This is a genomic window from Empedobacter sp. R750, from assembly GCF_030324345.1.
Taxonomy (GTDB): Bacteria; Bacteroidota; Bacteroidia; order Flavobacteriales; family Weeksellaceae; genus Empedobacter; species Empedobacter falsenii_C.
Genome location: NZ_JACAGF010000013.1, coordinates 24,531 through 44,078, shown reverse-complemented (window position 1 = coordinate 44,078; position 19,548 = coordinate 24,531). Strand labels below are relative to the sequence as shown.

Below are 19,548 nucleotides of genomic sequence, written 5' to 3'. Positions count from 1 at the left end.
TTTACCAATCCATCGCAATAGACGCAAAAACTTGGTCGCGAATATCATCAATAATTAATGGAACAATTGACGATTCTACAGCGCTTAACATTGCATTTCCGTCATATAATTGGAAAGCAGAAAATGTTCTGTCATAACTTTTTGATTCGTCTTTATTGTTGATATATCGAACTTTTACATAAATCGTCAAACGGTTTTTTGCTGCAATATCATTTGATTGAATAGCTTCTGGAACAACATCATATCCCGTAATTTCACCTTCGATAATTAAGTCAGAATTTTCGTTAGAATTTAACTTCAACTTCGTTCTACTTCTAAAAATATCTTGAATTGCAATCGTTAAATCTTGACTTAAAGTAGGATTTTGTTGAGGTGCGTAATTCGGGAAAGTTGCCACATAAATTGTGTTCCAATCTGGTTGAATTGCAGCTCCCGAAAGTGAATATTTTATACATCCTGTTAAACTAAAAATAGCAAAAATACTAAGAATGAATAGTTTTATTTTGTTCATATTACAAATGATATTGTTTGATTTTTCGGTACAATGTACGCTCAGAAATTCCCAATTCGTCAGCCGCCATTTTACGTTTTCCTTTGTGTTTTTCTAACGCCAATTTTATCATTTCTTTTTCGTTGTCTTGCAACGAAAGTGACTCTGGTTCTTCGATTGGACTTACATCATAAACATCGTTCGAATAATCGTATTGCGGTTGTTGATAACTTGGTGTGATTGGAGCAGATTTCGTTGGAACCAAATTATATTGACTTGGTACAAAATCTTCTTCTGGTTCGTTTTGATCTTGATAAACACGCTGAATCAATTCTTGCGTATTGCCATTAAAATCTTCTACATCTTTGTGTTTGATCAAATCTAATGTTAAAGCACGCAAATCGTTCAAATCTTTTTTCATGTCCAATAAAACCTTGAACAATAATTCACGTTCCATAAAATCAGAAGAACTTCCATCTTTCGATTTATTTGTAACCATTAACATTGTTGAATTATTAGGTAATAATTCCATGATTTTTTCTAAGGAAATCACACGGTCTTTTTCAACAACAGAAACTTGTTCAGCAAAATTTCTCAATTGACGAACATTTCCTGGCCAAGGATAATTTGCAATATAGTTTTGTGCTTCTGGAGAAAGCTCAATATGAGGCATTCGATATTTATTTGCAAAATCTGAAGCAAATTTTCGGAACAATAAATTAATATCTTCTTTACGCTCACGCAAAGCTGGAATATCAATTTGAACTGTATTTAATCGATAATATAAATCTTCACGAAATTTACCTTTTTCAACAGCTTCTAATAATTTTACATTCGTTGCAGCAACAACACGAACATTTGTTTTTTGAAGTTCTGAAGAACCAACTTTCATAAATTCGCCCGACTCCAAAATGCGTAATAAACGCACTTGTGTTGCTAAAGGTAATTCACCAACTTCATCTAAGAAAATTGTTCCGCCATCCGCTACTTCAAAATAACCTTTACGTGTTTGTGTTGCACCTGTAAAAGCACCTTTTTCGTGTCCAAATAATTCAGAATCTATTGTTCCTTCTGGAATCGCACCACAGTTCACCGCAATATAATTGTTGTGTTTGCGTGCTGATTGATTATGAATAATTTTCGGAATAAATTCTTTACCAACACCACTTTCTCCGATAACAAGAACAGAAATGTCGGTAGGTGCAACCTGAATTGCCTTTTCTAAAGCGCGATTCAAGGCTACATTATTTCCAATGATTCCAAAACGTTGTTTGATAGTTTGTAAAGAATCCATTTTTTAATTTTTTAGGTTTTTGAAATTGAAATTTTCAATCTCATCAGTTTTTTGATTTGAAAAATGATACTGAAATCAGTTCAGTATAACAAGTTGAAAAAATTAATCTTCAATCATTTCACCAATCAAAGTAGCTGTTGTACAGCTATTTGCTTTTACGTTTACAAAATCACCAACTTTAGTTCCTTCCACTTTTGGGAAAACTAAAACTGCATTTTGTGTATTACGTCCGTACCAGAAATTTTCGTCACGTTTAGAGTTACCTTCAATCAAAACTTCATGAGTTTTTCCAACATAACTATTCATACGCTCTGCAGAATGTTTTTGTTGCATTTCGATGATTTCTTGTAAACGACGTTTTTTATCTTCTGGTAAAACGTCATCAGGCATTTTTTTGTGCGCTGGTGTTCCAGGACGCTCAGAATAAGCGAACATATAACCGAAATCATATTTCACATATTCCATTAACGATAATGTATCTTTGTGTTCTTCTTCTGTTTCGCCACAGAAACCTGCAATCATATCGTGAGATAAAGCACAATCTGGAACGATACGACGAATTTTATCAATTAATTCGAAATATTCTTCACGAGTATGTTGACGATTCATACGCTCTAAAACAGTCGTAGAACCCGATTGAACAGGTAAGTGAATGTATTTACAAATATTTTTGTGTTTCGCCATCATTTGTAATACGCCTTCTTCCATATCTTGTGGATTAGAAGTTGAAAAACGTAAACGAATATTAGGAAATTGCGTAGCAACCATGTCTAATAATTGCGCAAAATCTACAGCAGTTGCTTTCTGAATATCAGTTGCATTTTTGAAATCCTTTTTTGGTCCTCCACCGTACCATAAATATGAATCGACATTTTGACCTAAAAGTGTAATTTCTTTATAACCAGATTCTGCTAATTCTTTACATTCATTCAAAATTGAATGCGGATCACGAGAACGCTCACGACCACGTGTAAAAGGAACGACACAGAACGTACACATGTTATCACAACCACGAGTAATGGTAACAAAAGCTGTAACGCCATTTCCTCCTAAACGAACAGGAGAAATTTCTGCGTAAGTTTCTTCTTTTGATAATTGTACATTTACCGCATCACGACCATCTTCTACATCGTTGATTAAGTTTGGTAAATCGCGGTAAGCATCAGGTCCAACAACGATATCAACTAAATGTTCTTCTTCTAAGAATTTATGTTTCAAACGTTCAGCCATACAACCTAAAACACCAATTTTAAGACTTGGATTTTGTTTTTTGATCGCGTTTAATGTTCCTAAACGTTTACGAACTGTTTGTTCCGCTTTTTCACGAATAGAACAAGTATTTAAAAGAATTAAATCTGCTTCGTCAACTTTTTGAGTGGTTTGGTAACCTTCGTTATTTAGAATAGATGCAACAATTTCACTATCCGAGAAATTCATTTGACATCCGTAACTTTCTAAGAATAATTTCTTTGTTGCATTACGAGTAGGAGCAGTCATCAAAGCCTCTCCTTGTCTTGCTTCATCTATATGTTTTTCTTCTGTATGCATTCTAAAATGGATATTTTATCGTGCAAAAATAATAAAACTATGTGACATATTGGCAGTAAAATTTTCTTTTGCATTTTATTAACATTTTGTAGATTTGAGGAAATCTAAAAAAGTAAACTATGGATAATTATGTAAAACAACGTGTAGAAGAAATCAAACAACAAGGTTTTAAAGTTGAGACTGGCGCCTTGTTTAGTCGTGCTTGGGAAATATTTTCGGGTATAGCAGCTTATTCTATTGTAGCGTTGTTATTGTATGGTGTAGTTGTTTTGATAATGTCTTTTGTTTCGCAACTTATTTATGCTCCAGCTGCAGTGGCTATTTCTGATGTTAATGATTTAGAAGATTATTATATCGAAACTTTTACAGCACCATTGTTCTTCGTATCTAATTTAGTGAGTATTGTAGTTTATGCGGCGGCGGCTCCAATATTATTTAGTATTGTGACAATGGCTCGTAAATTTGAAAAAAGTGAAACAGTAGGAATGAATGATATTTTTGAACATTATTCTAATGGTAATTTCATGAATATATTTTTGACTTATTTAGTAATTCAAATAGTAGCAAGTATAGGATTCGTTTTATGTTTAATTCCAGGGCTTGTTTTTCAACTGGCAACTGTATTATCAGTTCCGTTTGTCTTGTTTGCAAAGGCAACAGTAGGGGAAGCTATTACTTCAAGTATTAGTGTTTCTTTCAAAAATTTTGGAAGTATTTTTGTCTTCGGATTATTAACATTTTGCGTAATTGTTTTGGGATTTTTAGCTTGTGTCGTTGGATTGGTTGTTGCAATACCACTAGTTTATATTGCATTGTATTGCCTATATAAAGAAGTTATTGGCTTTGACGACGAACAATCAGAAATAGACCAAATCGGAACAGATATTTACAAGGATAATCCTTACATGAAATAGATAAAAATACGGAGCAGTTGAAAATCATTTTTGGCTGCTTCATTTTTTTGTTATTAATTTTGCAGAAATTTTTTAAGAAAACAATATGTCTAAAAATCTCGTTATTGTTGAGTCCCCAGCAAAAGCTAAAACCATTCAAGGTTTTTTAGGTGATGATTTTATCGTGGAATCAAGTTTTGGTCACGTGGTCGATTTACCAAAGAAAGGAATGGGAATCGAAATCGAGAATCATTATAAGCCAATATACGAAGTGACACCTGATAAAAAGGAAGTTGTAAGTAAACTAAAAAAATTGTCTTCGAAAGCCCAAACAATTTGGTTAGCATCCGATGAGGACCGCGAAGGAGAAGCAATTTCTTGGCATTTGTATCACGTTCTTGGATTAGAAAAAAAGGATACAAAACGTATTGTTTTTAATGAAATTACGAAAAAAGCGATTCAACGTGCGGTAGAAAATCCACGTCAGATTGATGAAAATTTGGTTGATGCGCAACAAGCTCGTCGTGTTTTGGATAGATTAGTTGGTTTCGAAATGTCGCCAATTTTATGGAAGAAAATCAAACCAGGTTTATCTGCAGGTCGTGTTCAATCAGTTTCTGTTCGATTAATTGTTGAACGTGAAAAAGAAATTCAAAATTTTGTTCCAGTTTCATCATATAAATTCATTGCAATTTTCGAAACGAATGAAGGAAGAACATTAAAAGCAGTTTTAACAAAAGAATTTTCAACGTTAAAAGAAGCCGAAGATTTCTTAGAAACGTGTGTTGGAGCAGATTTTAAAGTAAATGATTTACAAAAGAAACCTGCAAAACGTACACCTTCTGCGCCGTTTACAACATCAACTTTGCAACAAGAAGCATCTCGCAAATTAGGTTTTTCAGTTTCGAGAACGATGCGTGTTGCACAACAATTATACGAATCTGGACATATTACATATATGAGAACGGATAGTGTGAATTTGTCTGATGACGCTTTAACAGCGGTAAAAGCTGAGATAGAATCTGCTTACGGAAACAAATATGTTGAGATAAGAAAATACAAAAATAAAAATTCATCTGCACAAGAAGCGCACGAGGCGATTCGTCCAACGCATTTCGAAAATCATTCGATTAATGCAGACGATTCAATGCGAAAATTGTACGAATTAATTTGGAAACGTACAGTTGCTTCTCAAATGGCAAATGCTGAACTGGAGCGAACTATCATTGATATTGATAACAACAAAAACAACTTTATTTTCCAAGCGAAAGGAGAAATAATTGTGTTTGATGGTTTCTTAAAAGTATATCAAGAATCATTTGACGACGAAGATGCAGATGATGATAAAGTGTTATTGCCAAGTGTAAAAGTAAATGAGCAATTGAAAGCAGATGAAATAAACGGTACTGAACGTTTTTCTCGTCCTGCGGCTCGTTATACAGAGGCATCTTTGGTAAAAAAATTAGAAGAATTAGGAATTGGTCGTCCGTCAACTTATGCGCCAACGATTTCTACAATCCAAAATAGAGGTTATGTGGAAGTTGGTGAATTGGATGGTCAAGAACGAAAATATAATACCTTAACGTTAATCGATAATCAAATCAAAAAAGTACAACAAAAAGAAATTTTTGGTGCTGATCGTCGTAAATTAATGCCAACTGATATCGGAATCGTGGTAAATGATTTCTTGGTTGATTATTTTACGAATGTGATGGATTATGATTTTACGGCGCGTGTCGAAAATAGTTTTGATGATATTGCGGAAGGTAAATTGAATTGGACAAAAATGATTGATGAATTTTACACGAAATTTCATCATGTTGTAGAAGATGTTCAAGAAAATGCAGATCGTGCGACTGGAGAACGCGAATTGGGAATTGATCCTGTTTCGGGTAAAAAAGTGCATGCACGTATTGGACGTTTTGGACCAATGATTCAGATTGGTGAAGCAGAAGACGAAGAAAAACCTCGTTTTGCAAGTCTTCAAAAACATCAATCTATTCATAATATTACCTTAGAAGAGGCAATGAAATTGTTCGAATTGCCAAAAACTTTAGGTGAATATAAAGCGCACGAAGTGGAGGTGAATATTGGACGTTTTGGACCTTATGTGAAATTTGATGATAAATATATTTCGATTCCGAAAGAGGAAGATCCAATGGATTTATCATTTGATCGTGCAGTAGAATTAATTGAAGAAAAATTAAAAGCTGATGCACCGATTGCACAATACGAAGGGTATGATGTAACAAAAGGAAAAGGACGTTTTGGACCATTTATCAAATGGAATGAATGGTTTATTAATGTTCCGAAAAAATACGATTTCGATCATTTATCTCAAGCTGATATTATCGAATTGATTGAAGATAAAAAACGTAAAGAATCTGAACGTGTGGTACGCGAATGGGCAGAACAGGAAATTCGTTTGGAGAAAGCACGTTGGGGACGTTATAATTTGATTCAAGGAAAAGTAAAAGTTGAGTTATCGAAAGAAACGAATCCAGAAGCGTTGACTTTAGCTGAGGTTGAAAAATTAATAGAAGCAGCAAAACCTAAAAAGAAAGCTGCGGCTAAAAAAGCGCCAGCAAAAAAGACAACTGCGAAGAAAACGACAACTAAAAAAACAACGACTAAAAAGTAATGTACAAAGACTTTTTAAAACCCGTTTCTGAAGAATTACAAGATTTTGCTAAATCTTGTAATTCTTTTGCGTTAGGACAAGCTATAAAATTTCGTGAAGATGTGATCGAAATCGATGAAAAATCGAACGATAAAATCGCGATTATTGGTGTAACAGAATCTCGTTCGAAACAAAAAGATTTGATCGAAGATGTAGATTTTAGCTTAGTTCGTACACAATTGTATGAGTTGCAAATGGGAAATTGGTCGATCGATTTGTACGATTTTGGTGATGTTGTTTATTATGATGATAAAGCCGAAACCGAAAAAGTTTTTAGAGAAGTTACAAACGGATTAATTCGTGATGGATATGTCGTTGTTATTTTGGGTGGAAATCCAAGTTTAGGTTATCAACAATATCGTGCGTATGATGAAATTGTTGATAAAGTTTATTACTTAACAATCGATCATAAATTACGATTAGATAAAGATGAAGCGCAAACAACAGAAAATAATTATTTAACAAAAATTATTTCGAATGAGCCTTTCAATTTATTAGATTACACGAATATTGGTTTTCAAACATATTTTGTTGCGCAAGAAAAATTAGATTTGTTGGATCAGTTAAATTTTGATGCTGTTCGTTTGGGGCTAATTTCTGAAAATGTAAAAGAAATAGAACCTTATTCTCGAGATGCTAATGCAGCTTTGCTTAATTTATCGAGTTTGCAAGGTTCGGATTTCTCTTCTTCAAAAAATATGACGCCAAATGGATTTACTTCGCGCGAAATCTGTGCGTTGACAAGATATTTAGGTTTCAGCAATAAATTGACTTCACTTTACGTTTGTGATTATATCGAAAATTATAAAAAATTAGATCATCTATTAATTTCGCAGATGATTTGGTATTTTATTGATGGAAAAAATCATCGTCCAGAGATAAAAAGTTTTGACGATACACAATATTTTGAGAAAATTTTTGTTCCTACAGAAGGATACAATTATATTTTTTATCGAAATATATTAACCAATCAATTGTGGATAGAAGTTGATAACACCGTTGATGGAGAGCGAAAATTTGAAATTATTTCATGTTCAGAAAAAGATTATGAACAAGCACTTAATGGTGAAATACCAAATAGGTGGTGGAAATATTTCAAAAAATTTTATTAAAAAATAAAGAACAATTTTAAAAATCAATTAATAAATTGCCTTAATTTGTAGCCTTATTAATTGAGAACTAAAAGTATAAAACCTGTATAAAAATAAATCTATAACAGAATGAATAGAATTTTGGTAAGTGCATTGTTGCTATCTCTTTCTTTATCATCATGTAAAATGCTGAAGAACAGAGGGAGTAGTGATAGAAATGATGGACAAATAGTTTCGAAAACATCTTCGGCTTGGACGCCAGTTCGTCCAAAGGGAATGGTTCCGATTCCGAGTGGATCGTTTGTTTTAGGACAAACCGATTACGATTTTACAAAAACAAATGATGCTCCAGTAAAAACGGTTACTGTTACAGGTTTCTTTATGGATGACACAGAGATTACAAACTCTGAGTATCAGATTTTTGTAAATTACGTAAAAGATTCTATCGCTCGTACTGCTTTGGCAAACAAGGCAGAAACTTTAGGTTTTGATCCAATGAATCCTTCGGCTGACGGAGATGGAATTGGAGCTTATGCTTACGTTTCAGGATCTGCTGATGGAGAAGGAACGCCATATGACGAATATTTAAAAAATAGTAATACAGGTCGTGATGGTCAATCATTAGATGCAAAGAAATTAAATTGGAAACAGCGCTTGGAGTGGGATAAATACAAATATCCAGATGTAGATTATGCAGAGGTTATGGAAGGATTATATTATCCACCAGAAGAGCGTATGAATGGAGAAAGACGTATTGACACGCGTAAATTAAACTACTCTTATGTAACAGTTGACCAAACTGCTGCAGCAAAGAAGAAAGGGACTTTCCGTGTAGATTTTCGTAAAGAATTTAGTTTAAATATCTATCCTGATACAACTGTTTGGGTAAGAGATTTTAACTATTCTTACAACGATCCAATGCACCAAGATTATTTTTGGCACAAAGCTTACGCAAATTATCCTGTTGTAGGTGTTAACTGGAATCAAGCAACTGCTTTTTGTGATTTCCGTACGAGATATCATAACACAGCATTGAATAATAAAAAGAAAAGAGGAAGTCAAGTAAAAGTAATTAGCTACCGTTTACCAACAGAAATTGAGTGGGAATACGCTGCGAAAGGTGGATTAGAAAATGCACCTTATCCTTGGGGAGGTCCTTACTTAACTGATGATAGAGGATGTTATTTAGCGAATTTCAAGCCAAAACGTGGAGATTATTTAGAAATCAACGATGGTAAGAAAACAGGTTATATGTATACAGCTCCTGTAAAAACATTCAAAGCGAATGGATACGGATTGTATGATATGGCTGGTAACGTAGCTGAGTGGACAAGCTCTCCTTACAACAGATCATCTTACACAATGTCTTCATCACTTAATCCGTCAATTACAATGTCTGGAGAAGTAAACAGAAGTGTAAGAGGAGGATCTTGGAAAGATGTTGGATACTTATTGATGGTATCATCTCGCGATTGGGAACACAAAGATTCTGCAAGAAGTTTCATCGGATTCCGTACAGTACAATCATTCCCAGAAGGATCAAAAGTAAATTTTAGAAAAACCAAATAACCTATTAAAAAAATAATTTAATAAAAAGCACTCTTATGGCAGTACAAGCTTCAAAACAAGAACGTCTTACAAATTTTTTGTATAATTTCTTTGCCGCAGTAGTAATTATCGGGGCATTATGTAAAATTACACATACGAATATAGGACCAATATCAGCCAATTTAATCTTAACAGTAGGTTTAGTAGCTGAAGCAATCGTCTTCTTATATTCAGCATTCTTCGATAAACCAGAAGGAAGCTACGAATGGGAAAAAGCTTATCCAGAATTATTAAGTGGAGAGCCAGTACAAAGAAAAACTGCTGCTGTTGCAACTGCAGGAAATAATTTAACTGCAGAATTAGACAAAGTATTAGCAGATGCTAAATTAGATAAAGAAGTTTTCGAAAGATTACGTGGTTCTTTAGATAAATTTGGTTCAGCTGTTAACGAATTAAACACAACAACATCTGCTGTCGCTTCAACAGAACAATATAGCAACGAAATTGCGAAAGCATCAACTAACATCAGCCAATTAAACGCTGTATATGCTGAGCAAATCGTAAATAGCCAAAAACAAGTAGAATTAAATAAACAATTTATCGAAGAAATGCAAAAATCTTCAGGTAGTTCAGAGCAATTCTTGAAAGAAATGCAAGAGCTTTCTGCTAACATTAATGCATTAAACAAAGTATACGGAGGTATGCTTTCTGCAATGAAAAACAACTAATCATTGTACGATAAATTAAACTAATTATTCATTAATTCTATAAATTATTATGGCAGGAGGTGGTAGACTAACCGGACGTCAGAAGATGATCAACCTGATGTATCTCGTGTTCATTGCAATGATGGCTTTGAACGTGGATCGTGAGGTGTTGAGATCTTTCGAAACGATAAATACTTCTTTAGAGTCAACAACGACTTTAACGAAAACAAATAACGATACCTTCTATGGTCAAATTGATCTAAAAGCGAAGGACGACCCAACTTATGCAAAAACTCAAGCAGATGCTGCAGAAGTTAAAAAGCAAACAAATGATTTTGTTGCTTATATCGATGGATTGAAAAAAGAATTAGCTGGTGCTGATTTTGTTTCAGGATCAGAAGATACAGATTACAATGCATTGTCTAATACAGAGCCTGTTGTTTCTTTATTTTTTAAAGGAAAAGGAGGTGATAAAGGAAATGAGAAAGCACAAGAGTTTACAAACAAAATTGATGGTTTCAGAAATTTCTTAATGACTTTCGCTAAGCAAAGTCCAGATGCTAAAAATGCTGAAGCTCGTATCAACGAATTTTTTGGAACAACTCCAAAAACGAAAAATCAAAGCTGGATGCAAGAGAAATTCTATGATCAACCAATGGTTGCCTCATTAACGAATTTATCTAAAATGCAAATGGATGCACGTACAGAAGAAGGTAACTTAGTAAGAGCGTTATTATCTGGTAAATTAGAAGAAAAAATCGAGTTGGATGCTTTCCAAGGTTTATTCTTATCGCCAGGTGTTGTGAAAGTTGGTGATGAAGCTGTTCTTAATGTAGTTTTAGGAGCTTACGATAATTCAATCAAAGGTTCTGTTTCTACAAGTGTTGGTTCTGCAGCTGTTGTTGATGGTAAAGCATCTATTAAGTTGAATACATCATCAGTTGGTATGCATCAATTAACAGGTAACATTACTTATGTATCGAATGGACAAACGAAAACGGTTAATATTGCACCTTCAACTTATCAAGTTGTAGCACAAACATTAGATAAAAAGGCTGCAGAGATTATTGAAAAAGATCCAACAGGAGGTTCTATTGTTGCAGATAATTTACGTGTTGTTTACCGTGGAGTATCTAACCCTATCTCAGCGACAATTAATGGAGCAAACGGACCAGTTAGTTTAAGTGCTTCTTCTGGAAGTCCTTCTGGAGCTGGAGCGAACAAATGGAATTATACGCCTGGAGGAGGAAACGAAGTGGTGTTTACGGCATCTGCAAGAGCAAGTTCTGGTAAAACATTATCTGTTCGCGAAACATTCCGTATCAAACCAGTTCCACCAGCACGTGGTGTAATTCTAGGAAATACAAGTCCAGCTATTCCAGATAATGGAATTGCAGCACAAACAATTCGCGTAGATTGGCCAGATTTCTTATTCCCAATTTCGGGTGAAGTAACATCTTTCAATGTAAAAGTTCCTGGTCAGGCAACGGCTCGTGTTTCTGGAAATAAAATGTCAGGAGCGGCTGGAGTTATTTCGAAAGCGAAAAAAGGTGATATTATTGGTGTGTTCGATATTAAATATCGTACAAATTCAGGAGCAACTGGAGAAGCATCATCTATCGCAATTCAAGTACAATAATTTAAAAAGTAAAAATTTAAAATATGAAGTATCTTTTGTTTGGTTTAATGAGTTTTTTCTCAACTCTTACAATGGCGCAAAATGTTCTTAATGCTGTTTCGCCAGAACAGTTAAGAAAAGACCGCGAAAATAAAACAAGAGTTGATGAAGCTGGAGATACAGTAAGTACGGCTCAAGATCCTATGAAATATGGCTTTATCGAAGATAAAGATGTTTTATGGTCGAAAGTTGTATGGGAAGTAATTGATTTGAATGAGCGTCTAAATCAACCATATTATAGATCTGGTGATGAGTTAGTGCAAAATTCTAAATCTTTATACGATGTATTGGTTGACGGAGTTCGTAGCAAAAAGATTAGAGAAGTTTACGACGATGAGTACTTTCAAACTAAAATGAGTTATGAGCAAATTATGGCTCGTAATGAGAAGAAAGATACACAACAGTATTACTACGATATGAAAGCTGCTGGAGAAACTCCTGACGAAGCTGCTATTTTTAATTATAAAATTAAATCTGACGATATCAAAATGGTAAAAACGAAAGGTCTATGGTACATCGACCGTCGTTTAGGAGAATTAAAATATCGTTTGTTAGGTTTAGCAATTATGGGACCTGATGCGCAATCGTTAGGAACAGAGTTTGCTGACGGAGCTTTCGTAGATTTGTTCTGGATTTGGTATCCAGATGCTCGTAATGTTTTGGTGAATGCAACGGTATTCAATCCAAGTAATTCAAATTCGGCAATTACATATGATGAGATGTTAAATGCACGTAGATTTAGTTCTATTATTTACAAAGCTCAAACAATGTATGGAACGAAAATGATTGATGATTACATTCCAAATGATGCGAAAGGTCAATTAGAAGAACATCACAAAATTAGAAATTCTATCATTCAGTCAGAAGCTGATATGTGGAATTACTAATCAGAATACAAAACAAAGAATCCAGTCATTTGACTGGATTTTTTGTTTAAACTTTAGTTCAAATTAAATAAAAGCCATGAAAAATATTTTATTATTATCATTACTAATAATATCAATTAATAGTTTTGGACAACAAAAAGTTTTAACGAACTCTATTAAAAAAACAACAACAAAATTAGATGAAAGCTCAGATAGAAAAACTTTAAAAGAGTTTGTAGAGAGCATTTACATTAATTCATTAAATACTTTTGAAGGAGAGAAACTATTGATAAACACTGATGAGCTTAGTGTGCAGATAAAAAGAAACTCTGGTAAATTTGAATCGATGAAATTGAAAGATTTGAATGATATTTCTGTAGGTCAATTAAAATCTTTTGAGTATAAAAAAGATAAAACAATCGAAGCTCTTTACGGAAGAAGAGGCGAATCATTTGGAATGGTTATGATAGAATTAAAATAGAAAAAATCCAGTCATCTACTGGATTTTCTTGTTTGTGTATTTATAAGAATTTAACTTTCTAAAATCTAAAATCTAAAATCTAAAATCTAAAATCTAAAATCTAAAATCTAAAATCTAATTCGCGTCTCCTTTTTCAATTCCTTCCTCTATTTTTTCTTCAACTTCAACCTTCTCTTCATGGTCCAATTTCATTTCTCCCGAATCATCATCACTACGTAAAACAACTTGAATACTGATAGGAAAATGATCCGAACCAATATTTGGTTCTCGTATCATATCAATTAATCGAAATTGAGAACTCAAAAAATAATGATCCAAAGGCCAACGTAAAAACCAATGATGTGCATGAAAAGTATTGAACATTCCACGACCACGACGAGGATCTAAAAGTTGTGAAGTTTTCAAAAATAAACGTGTTGTTCTGCTCCACGCAACATCATTCAAATCTCCAAAAACAATACATGCTTTTCCATATTCTTTCGCTTGTTTTCCAATGATCAAAATCTCAGCATCGCGTTCAGCACTTTCTTCATTTTCTTGCGGAACTGGCGGAGTTGGATGTAAACCATACAAACGAACAATTTGATTATTATATTCGATATCAGCAATAATTGAAGGGATCTCTGTGCTGATTAAATAATTAATTTCTTGATATTTTATAGGTAATTTAGAATAAAACAATAATCCATAAGTATTCTCTAACGGAACTTCTATTTTGTACTCAAAATCGTTTGTAGCCTCTTTTATTTTTTCCATCCATTCGTTGTTCGTTTCCAATAAAAAAACAATATCAGGATTTCTTTTCTTAATTAATTCAACCAAATTTTGATATTTCGTATTGTCTTGTAAAACATTATAAACAAGTAAATCAAGTGGTTTTTCATTTGGTTTTAGGCTTACTTGTTCAATCATTTTTTTACCAAAAGGAGAATAAGGAATAATGACCCAAAGCAAATAAATCGCAGTAAAAATTAAACAAATAAATAGACTTATTGTGACTGAAGTTTTAGGTACAAAAATGTATAAAATACAAGTTGCAATTACCAAAACAAATTTTTGAAATCGCGGATAATCAAAAACTCTAACCGTCCAATGTGTATGTTTGATGAAAGGAATAATTACGGAAAGGATAATGAGGCAAGAAATTATGGTATAGAATATTTGCATAAAATGGTTGATTTTAAGAATAAAGATAAGTAAAACCGAAACATTATTTACCTTTGTAAGCAAATTTTAGAAATTGAAAAAAGTAGAATATATCATCGTTGGTCAAGGTGTTGCAGGGAGTTGTATGGCGATGAAATTGTTGCAGGAAAAGAAATCTTTTGTGGTAATTGATAATCATTTTCATAAAGCATCGGCGATTGCTGCTGGAATTTTTAATCCTGTTGTGCTAAAACGTTTTTCAATTGTTTGGAATGCGACAAAACAAATCGAAAGATTGCGCGAAGTTTTTGGTGATTTTGAACAATTATTTAACAAAAAATATATCTACAATTTTCCTGTTTATAGAATTTTTAATGACGAACAAGAGAAAAAAACGTGGCTGAAAAAAGCGACAACTCATCCAGATTTGATTGATTATTTAGCAACGGATACAGAACAATTGAATGATTTTTCTTCAATCAATTCTCCGATTGGTTCTGGTGAAGTTTTGCATACTGGTCGTGTTGATTTGACAAATCTTCTGGCTGATTTTAAAGATTATTTAGTCGAAAATGATGCTTTTTTAGATGAAACTTTTGATTTCGCAGAATTAAAATTGGCAGATAATCAAACGAGCTATAAAAATATCGAGGCAACTAAAATAATTTTTGCTGAAGGTTATAATATTTTGAACAATCCTTATTTCAAAAATTTACCTGTAATTGGTGTAAAAGGTGAAGTGTTGAAAATTGAAACTGATGCCAATTTACCCGAAGCAGTTGTGAAAGGAAAAGAATTTTTGATGCCTTTAGAAAATAATCAATATTTTGTAGGTGCAACTTACGATCGCGATCATGTGAATTATGAAAATACTGAAGAAGCTAAGAAATATTTGGTTGAAGGTGTTCAGAATTTTTTCAAAGATGATTTTGAAGTTGTGGAGCAACATGCGTCAATTCGTCCAACTGTTGTCGATCGTCGTCCGATTATTGGAGCGCATCCAACGTATCAACAATTGATTTGTTTGAATGGAATGGGAACGCGTGGAACAATGTTAGCGCCTGTGATGGTGGATGATTTGTACGAATTTTTAGAAAATAATCAACCGATTGATAAAGAAGCGGACATTGCGCGTTTCTATGATCGATTTTAAACCTATTTTGAATGAAAAACTTTAACATAAAAATATTCGCAATTCAACTCGTAGCAAGCGTTTTGTTATTCTTAGGAATTCAACAATTTTACGTTTTGGCTGAATTAGATTTGATTGAATTAGTTCATTCAATGGGTAAAGATAATTTTGCTTTTTTGGTCAGAAAAAGTGATGAATTCGGAATCAGCGAAAAACTAAAACATTTAGCTACAATGAAAACTATTTTGAGTTTTGTAGGAATTGTTTTGGCGTATATTTTATGTTCAGTGATTAACCACAAGCGTAATTACGATTGGAAAATAGCGGTAACGATAGTAGTATTGTGTTTTTTAGTTTTTCAATTCAGATTAATCAATCTTCCAATTAATTTTATTGCAACCAAAAATCTTGCATTGGCTTATTTTGTGCCAGCAACTTTTTCAATTTTAATCAGTTTTGTTTTGTATTTTTTGAGTTATCGTTTAAAACCTTAAAAAAATCAATACAAAATTCTACAATTAGCATTAATATTTTTGGCTTCTTCTACAAAAGTTAAAGCTAATTGTTCATCGTTGATATCAATTATTATTGAATGTCCATTTAACAATTTGTCAACATTACTTTTAGCAACTTTTAATGATAGTTTTAGTAAGTCAATTTGTAATTGTGTTAAAGCTACTTTTTGAAATCCTTCATTTCAACTTTCAATTATTATCTTCATAAATGATTTTAATATTATTAAAAATAGAAATGAATACTTGTTTTAAGTTCTAATGCTTTATGAAATATATTGATAATATTTTTACATTCAGGAAATGTTTTATTTAATTGATTATAAGTGCTTTCAATTAGAGTTAAATTATTAATTTTTTCGTATTCATAATCATCAATTATTGAATTACAAGTTTGATTAATTAAATCAAAAACACCTTTCTTCCATAAAATATTAAATTCTGATTCATTTAACCTAATTTCGATTAATTCGTTTGGAGAAGCTGTATCATAATCTAATTTTAATTCAGCTTCTTTGTTAATAGGAACAATAATAATTTTACTCATAATCATTAATTAAAAGGTTCTTGTTATTTTTAAAACACTTTCACAATATACTACTTATAGTTTTGAGATAAGTTTTCATCTAACAAAAAACATTGTATTTTTGCAAAATGTTATTAGTACAAAATTTAGGAGTTTATTTTGCGGGTAGATATTTATTCGAAAACGTTTCGTTCCGCATCAACAAAGGAAACCGTGTTGGTTTGGTAGGGAAAAATGGAGCAGGAAAATCTACTTTGCTTAAAATTTTAGCCAAAAGTCAGCAATCTTCAGAAGGTGAAGTTGTTTATGAAGGCGACGTTACAATCGGATATTTATCGCAAGATATTGATTTTGTACAAGGAAGAACGGTTTGGCAAGAAGCGGATTCTGCTTTTGAGCAATTGGTTGAAATTCAGGAACGTATTGATTTTGTAAACAAAGAATTAGCCGAAAGAACAGATTACGAATCAGACGAATACGGGAAATTAATCGAAGATATTTCGCATTTAACAGAACGTTTCGGACTTTTAGGAGGTTACACAAAAGATGCTGAAATCGAGCAAATTTTAATTGGTTTAGGATTCAAAAATTCAGATTTTCACCGTTCAACAGAAGAATTTTCTGGAGGTTGGAGAATGCGAATTGAATTAGCAAAACTATTGTTGCAAAAACATGATGTAATGCTTTTAGATGAGCCTACTAACCACTTGGATATCGATTCGATTGTTTGGTTAGAAGATTTCTTGAAAGATTATCCTGGTGCTGTTGTGTTGGTTTCGCACGACCGTCAATTTTTGGATAATGTAACCAATCGTACCATCGAAATTGCGAATCGTCATATCTCAGATTTCAAGGCGAATTATACGCGTTATTTGGAATTGCGTGAAGATCGTCGTGAGAAATTAGAGCAAGCGCAGAAAAATCAGGAACAAATGATTAAGCACACGGAAGATTTGATTTCCAAATTCCGTGCAAAAGCGAACAAAGCTTCGATGGCGCAATCATTAATCAAAAAATTAGATAAAATAGAACGCATCGAAATTGAAAATGATGATGTGACGAAGATGAATATCCGTTTTGTGGACGCTGTTCAGCCAGGTAAAATTATTTTCGAGTTAGATGACGTAGGAGTTGCTTTTGGCGATCATCAAGTTTTTGATCATGTTTCGTTTTATGTAAATCGTGGAGAAAAAGTAGCCTTTGTTGGTCAAAATGGTCAAGGAAAAACGACTTTATCGCGTGCGATTATCAACGAACAAGAACATTCAGGTAAAATAAAACATGGACATAATGTAGAAATTGGATATTTTGCCCAAAATCAAGCACATGTTTTGAATGATAAATTAACGGTTTTAGAAGAAGCGGAAAATTCTGCAACAGAAGAAACACGTAAACATGTTCGCGACTATTTAGGAGCATTTATGTTTGGTGGCGAAGCGGTAGAGAAAAAAGTTTCAGTTCTTTCGGGAGGTGAGCGAAATCGTTTAGCGTTGTGTAAATTATTGTTGCGTCCATTCAATGTATTAATCATGGATGAGCCGACCAATCACTTGGATATTGTATCAAAAGAATTATTGAAAAAAGCGTTGCAAAAATATTCAGGAACATTAATTTTAGTTTCTCACGACCGTGAATTTTTAGAAGGTTTAGTAGATAAAGTTTTCGATTTCCGTAATGGTCAAGTGAAAGAATATCTTTCTGGAATTGATGATTATTTAGCACAAATTAAAGCGGGAAGTTTCCGTGAAGTGGAGAAAGGAAATAGTTTGGCTGCACCAAAAGAAGAGAAGCCGATTGAGGTTAAAATAGAACAAGCGAAACGAGTTTTATCTTTTGAGGAAGAAAAAGAGCAAAAACGCCTTAAAAATAGATTGTCAAGAATCGAAACGGAGATTTCTGATTTAGAAACGAAGATTGCGGATTTAGAAAATAAATTGCATTCAGGTTCGCAAACGCAACAAGAATTGGACAAATACTCGAATCTGAAAAATGATTTAGATAAAAAAATGTTAGAGTGGGAGGAGGTTTCTGAACAAATTATCTAACGAAAGAAATAGAATAAAAAGTGCTACAATTTGTAGCACTTTTTTTGTACATTATATTTTTAGAATAAGACAAAATGCATAAACAATCTTTTGCTGCAATTATATCAGAACAACCAAAAACATTAATTCTTGGCTCTTTACCTGGTGATTTATCGTTAGAAGTCAATCAATATTATGGGCATCCACGTAATCGATTTTGGAAAATGATATTTGAGATTTTTGAGACAGAATTTTCAGAAGATTATGAAGTGAGAAAACAACTTATTTTACAAAATAAATTAGCTCTTTGGGATGTTGCGCATTCTGCTGATAGAAAAGGAAGCATGGATGTGGATATGAAAAATGTTTCGCCAAATCTGATTAATGAATTGTTGAATGAACATCCTACAATCGAGAAAATAATTTTCAATGGAAAGAAAGCGGAACAATTATTTTGGAAATATTTTGATGAAAAAACATCCATAGAGTATATTTCTTTGCCAAGTACAAGTCCAGCAAATGCTCAATTTTCTTACGAACGATTGATTGAAATCTGGAAAAATGCAATTATTTAAGATGAATTTTTCATGTTCAAAATAATTTAATCCAAGAAAAGTAAAATTATTTTAGTGCTTAAAAATATTATGATGAGAAACTTAGCTTTTGATGTAAAATAATTATGAAAAAAATGTTTCCTAAAAGTTTTGTAATTCAAAAAGCTGTTCTATATTTGCACTCACAATCGCGGGAATAGCTCAATTGGTAGAGCGTCAGCCTTCCAAGCTGAATGTTGCGAGTTCGAGTCTCGTTTCCCGCTCAACTTCTTTCCTAGAAGTGGATGCCTTGGTGGTGGAATTGGTAGACACGCAGGACTTAAAATCCTGTGTCCATTAGGACGTGCGGGTTCAAGTCCCGCCTGAGGTACAACAAAG

General features: G+C 33.0%; 18 protein-coding genes and 2 tRNA genes. 15 read left to right on the top strand and 5 right to left on the bottom strand.

Annotation, left to right across the window (positions count from 1 at the left end; all coding sequences use genetic code 11):
- Nucleotide 1: 1 nt before the first annotated feature.
- The 3 genes from HXZ74_RS13090 to miaB all read right to left on the bottom strand — a co-directional run bounded on the left by HXZ74_RS13090 (nucleotide 2) and on the right by miaB (nucleotide 3,332).
- Entirely contained in the window at nucleotides 2–511 is a 510-nt protein-coding gene (locus HXZ74_RS13090) for an LptE family protein (RefSeq protein WP_115001709.1), read from the bottom strand.
- Between the two features lies 1 nt (nucleotide 512).
- Nucleotides 513–1,784, bottom strand: a complete 1,272-nt coding sequence (locus HXZ74_RS13085) for a sigma-54 interaction domain-containing protein (protein WP_115001707.1) — start codon at nucleotides 1,782–1,784, stop codon at nucleotides 513–515.
- A 102-nt stretch (nucleotides 1,785–1,886) separates the two neighbouring features.
- Nucleotides 1,887–3,332, bottom strand: a complete 1,446-nt coding sequence (gene miaB, locus HXZ74_RS13080; RefSeq protein WP_280062433.1) for a tRNA (N6-isopentenyl adenosine(37)-C2)-methylthiotransferase MiaB — start codon at nucleotides 3,330–3,332, stop codon at nucleotides 1,887–1,889.
- Nucleotides 3,333–3,451: 119 nt separating this feature from the next.
- Between miaB and HXZ74_RS13075 the strand changes: the two genes are divergently transcribed.
- The 8 genes from HXZ74_RS13075 (at nucleotide 3,452) to HXZ74_RS13040 (ending at nucleotide 13,276) form a co-directional block, all read left to right on the top strand.
- The gene (locus tag HXZ74_RS13075) at nucleotides 3,452–4,246 is read left to right on the top strand and encodes a hypothetical protein (protein ID WP_115001703.1); all 795 of its coding nucleotides are present in this window, start codon (nucleotides 3,452–3,454) and stop codon (nucleotides 4,244–4,246) included.
- 85 nt (nucleotides 4,247–4,331) lie between these two features.
- Complete coding sequence (topA, locus tag HXZ74_RS13070; protein ID WP_038332922.1) at nucleotides 4,332–6,866, top strand: type I DNA topoisomerase; 2,535 nt, start codon at nucleotides 4,332–4,334, stop codon at nucleotides 6,864–6,866.
- A complete protein-coding gene (locus tag HXZ74_RS13065) occupies nucleotides 6,866–8,017 on the top strand; it encodes an arginase family protein (RefSeq protein ID WP_038332924.1) in 1,152 nt (383 codons plus the stop codon). Before topA ends, HXZ74_RS13065 begins: the two co-directional genes overlap by 1 nt.
- A gap of 108 nt (nucleotides 8,018–8,125) precedes the next feature.
- Nucleotides 8,126–9,565 carry a T9SS ring complex lipoprotein PorK/GldK gene (gene porK / locus HXZ74_RS13060; RefSeq protein ID WP_038332926.1) on the top strand — a complete coding sequence of 480 codons (1,440 nt, stop codon included), beginning with the start codon at nucleotides 8,126–8,128 and terminating at the stop codon, nucleotides 9,563–9,565.
- A 35-nt stretch (nucleotides 9,566–9,600) separates the two neighbouring features.
- On the top strand, nucleotides 9,601–10,272 hold the full coding sequence (gene porL, locus HXZ74_RS13055) for a type IX secretion system motor protein PorL/GldL (protein ID WP_038332928.1): 672 nt from the start codon (nucleotides 9,601–9,603) through the stop codon (nucleotides 10,270–10,272).
- Nucleotides 10,273–10,321: 49 nt separating this feature from the next.
- A complete protein-coding gene (gene porM, locus HXZ74_RS13050; protein WP_286475774.1) occupies nucleotides 10,322–11,890 on the top strand; it encodes a type IX secretion system motor protein PorM/GldM in 1,569 nt (522 codons plus the stop codon).
- Between the two features lie 23 nt (nucleotides 11,891–11,913).
- Nucleotides 11,914–12,816, top strand: coding sequence for a type IX secretion system ring subunit PorN/GldN (gene porN / locus HXZ74_RS13045; RefSeq protein ID WP_038332933.1), 903 nt, complete (start codon nucleotides 11,914–11,916; stop codon nucleotides 12,814–12,816).
- A gap of 76 nt (nucleotides 12,817–12,892) precedes the next feature.
- A complete protein-coding gene (locus tag HXZ74_RS13040) occupies nucleotides 12,893–13,276 on the top strand; it encodes a hypothetical protein (protein WP_286475772.1) in 384 nt (127 codons plus the stop codon).
- Between the two features lie 114 nt (nucleotides 13,277–13,390).
- Here the strand turns inward: HXZ74_RS13040 and HXZ74_RS13035 are convergent, their stop codons facing one another.
- Nucleotides 13,391–14,188, bottom strand: coding sequence for an endonuclease/exonuclease/phosphatase family protein (locus HXZ74_RS13035; protein ID WP_286475770.1), 798 nt, complete (start codon nucleotides 14,186–14,188; stop codon nucleotides 13,391–13,393).
- Nucleotides 14,189–14,332: 144 nt separating this feature from the next.
- Here HXZ74_RS13035 and HXZ74_RS13030 point away from each other — a divergent pair, with 144 nt between their 5' ends.
- Genes HXZ74_RS13030 through HXZ74_RS13020 form a run of 3 tightly spaced genes read left to right on the top strand, consistent with a single transcriptional unit; the run spans nucleotide 14,333 to nucleotide 16,048 of the window.
- A complete protein-coding gene (locus HXZ74_RS13030) occupies nucleotides 14,333–14,476 on the top strand; it encodes a hypothetical protein (RefSeq protein WP_286475768.1) in 144 nt (47 codons plus the stop codon).
- Between the two features lie 40 nt (nucleotides 14,477–14,516).
- The gene (locus HXZ74_RS13025) at nucleotides 14,517–15,575 is read left to right on the top strand and encodes an NAD(P)/FAD-dependent oxidoreductase (protein WP_286475766.1); all 1,059 of its coding nucleotides are present in this window, start codon (nucleotides 14,517–14,519) and stop codon (nucleotides 15,573–15,575) included.
- A gap of 11 nt (nucleotides 15,576–15,586) precedes the next feature.
- Nucleotides 15,587–16,048 carry a hypothetical protein gene (locus tag HXZ74_RS13020; RefSeq protein WP_286475764.1) on the top strand — a complete coding sequence of 154 codons (462 nt, stop codon included), beginning with the start codon at nucleotides 15,587–15,589 and terminating at the stop codon, nucleotides 16,046–16,048.
- A gap of 244 nt (nucleotides 16,049–16,292) precedes the next feature.
- On the opposite strand, the gene HXZ74_RS13015 is transcribed toward HXZ74_RS13020, so the two are convergent.
- Nucleotides 16,293–16,613: a hypothetical protein gene (locus tag HXZ74_RS13015; protein WP_280062439.1), complete on the bottom strand. Its 321-nt coding sequence runs from the start codon at nucleotides 16,611–16,613 to the stop codon at nucleotides 16,293–16,295.
- Nucleotides 16,614–16,720: 107 nt separating this feature from the next.
- On the opposite strand from HXZ74_RS13015, the gene HXZ74_RS13010 reads away from it, so the two are divergent.
- From HXZ74_RS13010 to HXZ74_RS12995, 4 genes are all read left to right on the top strand, one after another.
- Nucleotides 16,721–18,637, top strand: coding sequence for an ABC-F family ATP-binding cassette domain-containing protein (locus HXZ74_RS13010; RefSeq protein WP_038332953.1), 1,917 nt, complete (start codon nucleotides 16,721–16,723; stop codon nucleotides 18,635–18,637).
- Between the two features lie 74 nt (nucleotides 18,638–18,711).
- Complete coding sequence (locus HXZ74_RS13005; RefSeq protein WP_286475762.1) at nucleotides 18,712–19,191, top strand: DNA-deoxyinosine glycosylase; 480 nt, start codon at nucleotides 18,712–18,714, stop codon at nucleotides 19,189–19,191.
- A 169-nt stretch (nucleotides 19,192–19,360) separates the two neighbouring features.
- Nucleotides 19,361–19,433 (top strand) — tRNA-Gly (locus tag HXZ74_RS13000).
- 23 nt (nucleotides 19,434–19,456) lie between these two features.
- Nucleotides 19,457–19,540 (top strand) — tRNA-Leu (locus HXZ74_RS12995).
- Nucleotides 19,541–19,548: the final 8 nt, after the last annotated feature.